The following is a 6,567-nucleotide window of genomic DNA, read 5'->3' as shown; positions in this document are numbered from 1 at the left end:
TGCCGTTGTTCGACACAATTGTTTGTGAGTACACTGCTGGTGAGCAATACACCGATGTAGAGCCGACTGAAGCTATCACTAAAGATGGCTCACCGGTGAACGTAGACGCTGTGGTCTATTGGCGAGTTGTTGATCTTAAAGTTGCTTACTACGATGTTGAAGACGTGGAGGGTGCAATCAAAACACTGGTGTTGACCAACCTGCGATCGGCGATCGGGCAAATGGAATTGTCAAAAACCTTTTCCTCGCGGGAAGAAATCAACCGCACCATGCTCCTAGAATTGGACAAGGTGACAGAAACGTGGGGTGTAAAAGTCACTCGTGTGGAAGTAAAGAGCATTACCCCCACCCCCAAGATTCTAGAGGCGCTGGAGTTGGAAAGTGCTGCTCGCAGTAAGCGACAGGCCTCAATCTCTGAAGCAGAAGGAAAGAAACGAGCAGCCGAAGTAGAGGCTGAAGGCACGCTAGCCTACGTGAAAAAGATATCTGAAGCACTGCAAGGCGAAAATGCCAGGGAGATTATGCAGTTTTTGATTGCCAAGGGATATATGGACTCTAGCTTTAAGCTGAGTGAAAGCCCTAACTCTAAGATTGTCTTTATGAATCCAGAAGCCTTGACTGAGCAAGTTGCGGCCTTAATCGAGCAAGAAGCCAACACTATTCAAGATACCCTAGTGAAGGGTAATCCCAGCTCAAATAATGGGACTAAGACCTAGAAGCACGACCCAATAGCCAGTTTACAATCTCTCTTTTAACAACCCTATGTCTTGGCGCGCCTTGCTGGAACCCGACTTAACCCTAGGAACAACAGTCTTAAGCCTTACCCCAGATCTTTTGGCCCAGCATGGTCTCAAGGGCTTAATTTTAGATGTGGATGAAACTCTGTTGCCTACGTCAAAGAGTCAGTTGTCTGTTGAGCTAGTTCAATGGGCAACCCAGTTAAAGTTAGAAGCAAACATCTGGCTGGTAAGCAATAATTTGAATGAGGTTAGAATCCAACAAATAGCAAATTCTCTAGGCTTGCCTTATTTAGCCGGAGCTGGCAAGCCATCTCGCCGCAAGATTCGTCAAGCTTTGGCGGCCATGGCATTGCCCCCCCAACAGGTAGGAATGGTGGGCGATCGACTGTTCACTGATGTGTTAGCAGGCAATCGTCTAGGTCTGTTTACTATCTTGGTAGAGCCAATTACCGATGATGGCCAAACTTGGAAACACTGGCTGCGATCGCTGGAAATTTGGCTTGCCCAGCACTTAATGTAATTACTGTAAACAGTTGCATGTAAACAGTTGATTCTCTGAGTAGCACTCTCTAGGCAGCTAAGTCTTGAAGTCAAGTACATTATCGCTCACAGTGAGTTGATGCACCTTCAACTGGCTCAGAATTTCCTTGGCAGGAAATATCAATGGCCTACCATTTCTAGGACCCCAAACCATTAGATAACGCATTGGTATCACCGACGCAGCACAGCAAATTAAATCAACTCCAAGTCGGGCGATTGCATCAGCCGATGATTGATCCCTAGCGCGAATCAACAGATCGTAGCCGTCGTGTTCATTAACTTCCAGTAAGAAACGACAGGCTAACCTTAACTCTTGACGCAAATTGATTTTATCGAGAATTTTGGCAATCACCACGTGATTAAGAGACATGAGCTAGTAATATCCTCACCGCACAATCTAACTAAATCTCTGAGATTGATTCTGACTTCATTCTTGCAGCATAAAGGAATAATTTAGCAATAGGATATATACCCTCTAGGGGCAATGCCCCTCTATACATCTGTAGGGAAATTGAGTTTTTCCCCAAAAATTTTGATAGCCTACTTGATTTTTGTCTATTGTAGTGTACAAAATATATTTGTTGTATCTTACAAAAGACAATGCATAGATTGACGAGGTATCATATTATTCCTATCCGCTTTTCTAGCGTTGAACTAGAGCTGATTCACACGGTAATACTCCTAGCCGGAGAGAATCGATCGGAATTTATTCGGAATGCGGCCAAAGCTAAAGCTGAGCAATTGATGTCTATTTATAACCTGGCTAATCTTGATCATTCCGCGAGGATAATGCCATGACAAAACATCGATCTAGCGTTTTCTACGAGGATGACGATCGCGGTTCAGGGCGATAAATACCCTCGTTCATGTTGGTGTGTATCTGACAATAGTGATGATTTTAATCATCACTGCTTAGTAACTAATTACTAGAGTTGACTTAAGAGTTGACTTAGTGATTAGTCAATTAGCTGCGGATTAAGTTGAGTCAAAAAAATTCAAATCTTAGCCTAGTTTCTAAGGATATATCTATGACTATCCATCCTCAACTATTACCATTCGAGTTTGTTGTTGTGGGTAAACCCGTTTCCCATCAAACAAAGAACAAACAAATTCTGCGTGATTGGTGTCAGACTGTACACAATACTGCCCGTAATTATTGGAAAAATCCACCCACAGGTGAACCGCTTCAGGTTGTGATTACCCATTACTTTGAAGCAACGTGGAATGAGAGCGGGGTTCCTGACAACGACAACATCATCAAACCTGTGCGCGATGCTATGAATGGCGTTATCTACGTAGACGATTATCAAATTACTGACTTTCTCAGCCGTCGCCGAAACTTGAATGGGCCATTTCGAGTAAAGGGAATGTCAGCCGTACTAGCAGATGCATTTTCCAAGGGTGAAGAGTTCTTGCACATTCTAGTCAAGTCTGCGCCAAACCCAATAGAGCTAAGCTAAGAGGGGATGCCATAGTCATTCCAGGTTAGAAAGAGATACTTAAACCCCTCGCCTGCATTTTGGGCTATCCATTACGAGAAACGTGCCAGAACCTTTACTGCACAAAGGTTTCAGCGAGTTACTTTTCATGAAGTCATTGATCCAGTCATGGCTGGGTTTTCACAGGTTCGTTTGCACCTGAGATTCTCTGAATCCCTTACCCCATCTAGATTTTGGGTGATGATAAACTGAAAACATTGTTTAGTAGGGCTTTTAGAGACTTTTGCATCATGGATAGCGCTTTAGGAGAGGGGTTGGGGTTCGGCTCCAAATACGTCGTTGGATGAGATTATTCGCGGTTATTGCATCGCCTAGTGTCTCATTGCTACTTGGAATCGCTATAGGGCGTATCCCTCTTGTGTGGCCCTCACCCTTGTATCTTGAGGACAGAGAGGAAGACTTCCAGTCTGGTTCCCCTTCTCCCAACTCCCTGTTCGCGAGGGGCTGGGAGATGAGGGCTTATTTGCGTGAGTGGGATGCACCCATTGCCATAAAAGCAAGGCGACCTACACCAACTGATGAAAAAGTGGCGTGATGCCAGTAGAGCGACGAGTGAAGAGGTCTCTTTGGTGAGAGCTTTATGCTTCTTCTCGCACTAGTTTCTCCCAGCCTAAATCCTTGAGGGCATGGTTGCGACGCAGGGGACGGGTCACCAGTTCTAGGATGTCACGGGCGTTGGTGAAGCCATGAATTTGGGCAAAGGTGAACTCTACAGACCATTTGGTGTTAATGCCCCGTGCTTCTAAGGGATTAGCATGGGCCATACCTGTGATTACAAGATCCACACCCAGATCTCGAATGCGCTTGATCTGGTTATAGTTGTCTGGCTTTTCGACGATCGTCGGCAACGGTACCCCCATCTCTCGGCAGGTCTTCTCCAGCAGGTCTAGTTCAGCGGCTTGGTAGCGCTTGTCCATATAGGGGATACCAATTTCTGGGCAAGTCATGCCACAGCGGATCAGAAATCGAGCCAAGGAGATTTCTAACAGGTTGTCGCCCATGAAGAACACGGATTTTCCGCGAATCAGTTGAATGTAGTCTTCTAAGCTAGCCCAGATTTGGGCCTCTCGCTCTGCCAAGCCCTTGGGTTCTACGCCAAATACTGAGCAGATTTTCTCAATCCAGGCACGGGTGCCATCGGGGCCAATGGGAAATGGTGCCCCAATCAGCTTACACTTGCGCCGCCGCATCAAGGTAGTGGCTGTGCGACTCAAGAACGGATTCACCCCTGCCACGTAATAGCCCTCTTCAATCACTGGCAGTTCGGTGTAGCGCTTGGCAGGCAACCAGCCAGAGACCTTGATCCCATGTTTTTTCAACTCCAGGGTCAGTTGGGTAACCACTGGATCTGGCAGGGAACCAAATAGCACTAGGGGAGGATGATCGACATACTCAGACTCTGCTGCTGCTACGTCATCCTGCTTGCGTCCGAAGTTGAGCAATTTCTGGATGGCATTGCGCTCAATTCTTTCTGTTTCACTGGTAGGAGCCTTGTCAGGGCAACGGTGCGCCATAGCTGCCAACACAGTGTCTTCTCCCTGGGTAAAGGCGTAGTCCAGCCCATTGGCGCGGGCAACAACGATCGGGATGCCGATTTCAGCCTCTAGCTTAGGAGCCATACCCTCCAAGTCCATTTTGATGATTTCCGTAGTGCAGGTGCCAATCCAAACAATGACTGAGGGGTTACGATCGCGCTTAATCTGTAAACATAGGCGCTTTAGCTCCTCATAATCATTCAACTGGGCAGAAATATCGCCCTCCTCCAGTTCTGCCATGGCGTAGCGTGGTTCAGCAAAAATCATGACCCCCATCGCATTCTGGAGAAAATATCCACAGGTCTTGGTGCCAATCACCAAAAAGAAGCTATCTTCAATTTTCTGGTATAACCAAGCCACACAACTAATCGGGCAAAAGGTGTGGTAATTGCCTGTTTCGCACTCAAATTGCAATGCTTGGGGTTGGGTTTCAGTTAGGGATGTCATAGGTAGTAACGAGGTAAGAAATCAAAAGGGGTTGTTAATTTATTTACCTTCACAGGTTTCATCGATCGCGTTGATTTCGGCGGTTGAGCTGAAGGGGATAGGAATGTCTGTGGTACAACCCCCACTGGGCAAGAATTTGGGTGAGTTGTTCAACAGTCGTTGCACCGAAGCAGACTTTAGCTCTTCGTCTGGGTTGAGGTTTAACCCCAAGGCTTCCACGATGCGATCGGGATTGTTGGTCAAATCCACAATTAACGGTAACAACTGGGTGAATTGCGGCTCTACCACTGAGAGTGTTGCCAAGATAAAGCTAGACGAGGGTCGGCGCTTGCCATTACAAGTGACCCAAACTCCAAGACGGCTCAGCCACTGGCGATTGTCTCGATAGTAGGTTAACCATTTCACCTTGAGGGATTGCCGGAGTTGTTCAACGTTCACAAATGCTCCCAGAATGACGTGATGAGTTCCGAGAGTTTACGCTACCGAACCTTGGCATGAAATCCCCAAAACTCAACGCTTTCTTCAGACCTAGGGCTACACCATCATTAGGTCTAGCTCAGCCTCGGAGTTGGCAGTAGGCTGGGTGGGGTTGAGGTAGAAGTCTGATAGCAAGGAGAACAGCTCGCGATCAGGTGCATCCTTGGGCACTACACCCTCTGGCAGCGCTAAAATTTGGTCAGCAATGTTGAGGTAGTAGTCACACACATAGTTAAGGGATGGATCTTGCTCAGCCATTTCAAACAGCGTCTTACCCTTCACCCGCGATACGCGAATGTCTTCAATCAGGGGTAGAACTTCCAAAACAGGCATGGGCACTGCTTCCACATACTTGTCAATCAGATCGCGCTTAGAGGTACGGTTACCAATCAACCCTGCGAGGCGGAGCGGATGGGTACGTGCCTTTTCTCGGACGGAGGCTGCAATTCGGTTAGCTGCAAACAGGGCATCAAAGCCGTTGTCGGTGACAATCAGGCAATAGTCGGCGTAATTGAGGGGAGCGGCAAACCCGCCACACACGACATCGCCCAATACATCAAACAAAATCACATCATATTCATCAAAGGCGTTGAGTTCCTTGAGCAGTTTCACTGTTTCGCCCACGACATAGCCACCACAGCCTGCGCCTGCAGGGGGACCACCTGCTTCCACGCAGTCCACACCACCATAGCCCTTGTAAATCACATCCTCAGGCCAAACATCTTCGTAGTGATAGTCCTTCTCTTGCAAGGTATCGATAATTGTGGGGATCAAAAAGCCAGTGAGGGTGAAGGTGCTGTCGTGCTTGGGGTCGCAGCCAATTTGCAGAACCTTTTTGCCCCGCCGTGCTAGCGCTACCGAGATGTTGCAACTCGTAGTGGATTTACCAATGCCACCTTTGCCATAAACTGCAAGTTTCATAATGACCTCTCCTAAGGGGTGAAAGGGTGATCTGTCGGCAGTTGAGTCACTAGGTAGACAGTCACCGTGATGATTTAGTGATTTGTGATGGTTGCTTGTGTCTGCATTATGGAAGAAGGCTCCGGCAAAATAAAGGGGCTGCAAAAACGATCGTAGGCTTAAATCCGGTTTAGAGATTTTCTAAAGTACCCTTACTTCTGTATTCAACAACCAAACTTTGCCATGACTAAAAAGCCCTAATTTTGAACTTTTACAGTTTGCTTTATATAAAAAGAAGAACAAAAACAAAAATAAAATTTGGCTGACCTCCTAGGCCATAAGTTCGTAGTAAGGACTTAAGTCCTTACTACAAGCTATCTGTAGCCATAACATGAGGAATCGGTGTTATTGTTATGGACTTAAGTCCTT

General features: G+C 46.9%; 7 protein-coding genes. 3 read left to right on the top strand and 4 right to left on the bottom strand.

Annotated features, from left to right (window positions below):
• Both NZ772_02390 and NZ772_02385 read left to right on the top strand, forming a co-directional pair.
• The coding region (locus NZ772_02390) for a paraslipin (GenBank protein MCS6812410.1) at window positions 1-716 on the top strand (716 nt) is incomplete at its 5' end.
• 46 nt (window positions 717-762) lie between these two features.
• Window positions 763-1,260: a YqeG family HAD IIIA-type phosphatase gene (locus NZ772_02385; protein MCS6812409.1), complete on the top strand. Its 498-nt coding sequence runs from the start codon at window positions 763-765 to the stop codon at window positions 1,258-1,260.
• A gap of 57 nt (window positions 1,261-1,317) precedes the next feature.
• On the opposite strand, the gene NZ772_02380 is transcribed toward NZ772_02385, so the two are convergent.
• Window positions 1,318-1,650: a hypothetical protein gene (locus tag NZ772_02380; protein ID MCS6812408.1), complete on the bottom strand. Its 333-nt coding sequence runs from the start codon at window positions 1,648-1,650 to the stop codon at window positions 1,318-1,320.
• Window positions 1,651-2,308: 658 nt separating this feature from the next.
• On the opposite strand from NZ772_02380, the gene NZ772_02375 reads away from it, so the two are divergent.
• Window positions 2,309-2,740: a RusA family crossover junction endodeoxyribonuclease gene (locus tag NZ772_02375; protein MCS6812407.1), complete on the top strand. Its 432-nt coding sequence runs from the start codon at window positions 2,309-2,311 to the stop codon at window positions 2,738-2,740.
• 617 nt (window positions 2,741-3,357) lie between these two features.
• On the opposite strand, the gene NZ772_02370 is transcribed toward NZ772_02375, so the two are convergent.
• From NZ772_02370 to bchL, 3 genes are all read right to left on the bottom strand, one after another.
• The gene (locus tag NZ772_02370; GenBank protein ID MCS6812406.1) at window positions 3,358-4,761 is read right to left on the bottom strand and encodes a ferredoxin:protochlorophyllide reductase (ATP-dependent) subunit N; all 1,404 of its coding nucleotides are present in this window, start codon (window positions 4,759-4,761) and stop codon (window positions 3,358-3,360) included.
• Between the two features lie 39 nt (window positions 4,762-4,800).
• On the bottom strand, window positions 4,801-5,199 hold the full coding sequence (locus tag NZ772_02365) for a DUF5331 domain-containing protein (GenBank protein ID MCS6812405.1): 399 nt from the start codon (window positions 5,197-5,199) through the stop codon (window positions 4,801-4,803).
• A 96-nt stretch (window positions 5,200-5,295) separates the two neighbouring features.
• On the bottom strand, window positions 5,296-6,159 hold the full coding sequence (gene bchL / locus NZ772_02360; protein MCS6812404.1) for a ferredoxin:protochlorophyllide reductase (ATP-dependent) iron-sulfur ATP-binding protein: 864 nt from the start codon (window positions 6,157-6,159) through the stop codon (window positions 5,296-5,298).
• Window positions 6,160-6,567: the final 408 nt, after the last annotated feature.

The organism is Cyanobacteriota bacterium (genome assembly GCA_025054735.1).
Taxonomy (GTDB): Bacteria; Cyanobacteriota; Cyanobacteriia; order SKYG9; family SKYG9; genus SKYG9.
The sequence above is the reverse complement of the archived record's forward strand: the minus strand, read 5'-3'. Positions and strand labels throughout refer to the sequence as shown.

Bases quoted from the DNA above. Each gene is read 5' to 3' on its own strand.
- NZ772_02385 (MCS6812409.1), top strand. From the start codon at position 763: ATGTCTTGGCGCGCCTTGCTGGAACCCGACTTAACCCTAGGAACAACA.
- bchL (MCS6812404.1), bottom strand. From the start codon at position 6,159: ATGAAACTTGCAGTTTATGGCAAAGGTGGCATTGGTAAATCCACTACG.
- NZ772_02370 (MCS6812406.1), bottom strand. From the start codon at position 4,761: ATGACATCCCTAACTGAAACCCAACCCCAAGCATTGCAATTTGAGTGC.
- NZ772_02380 (MCS6812408.1), bottom strand. From the start codon at position 1,650: ATGTCTCTTAATCACGTGGTGATTGCCAAAATTCTCGATAAAATCAAT.
- NZ772_02375 (MCS6812407.1), top strand. From the start codon at position 2,309: ATGACTATCCATCCTCAACTATTACCATTCGAGTTTGTTGTTGTGGGT.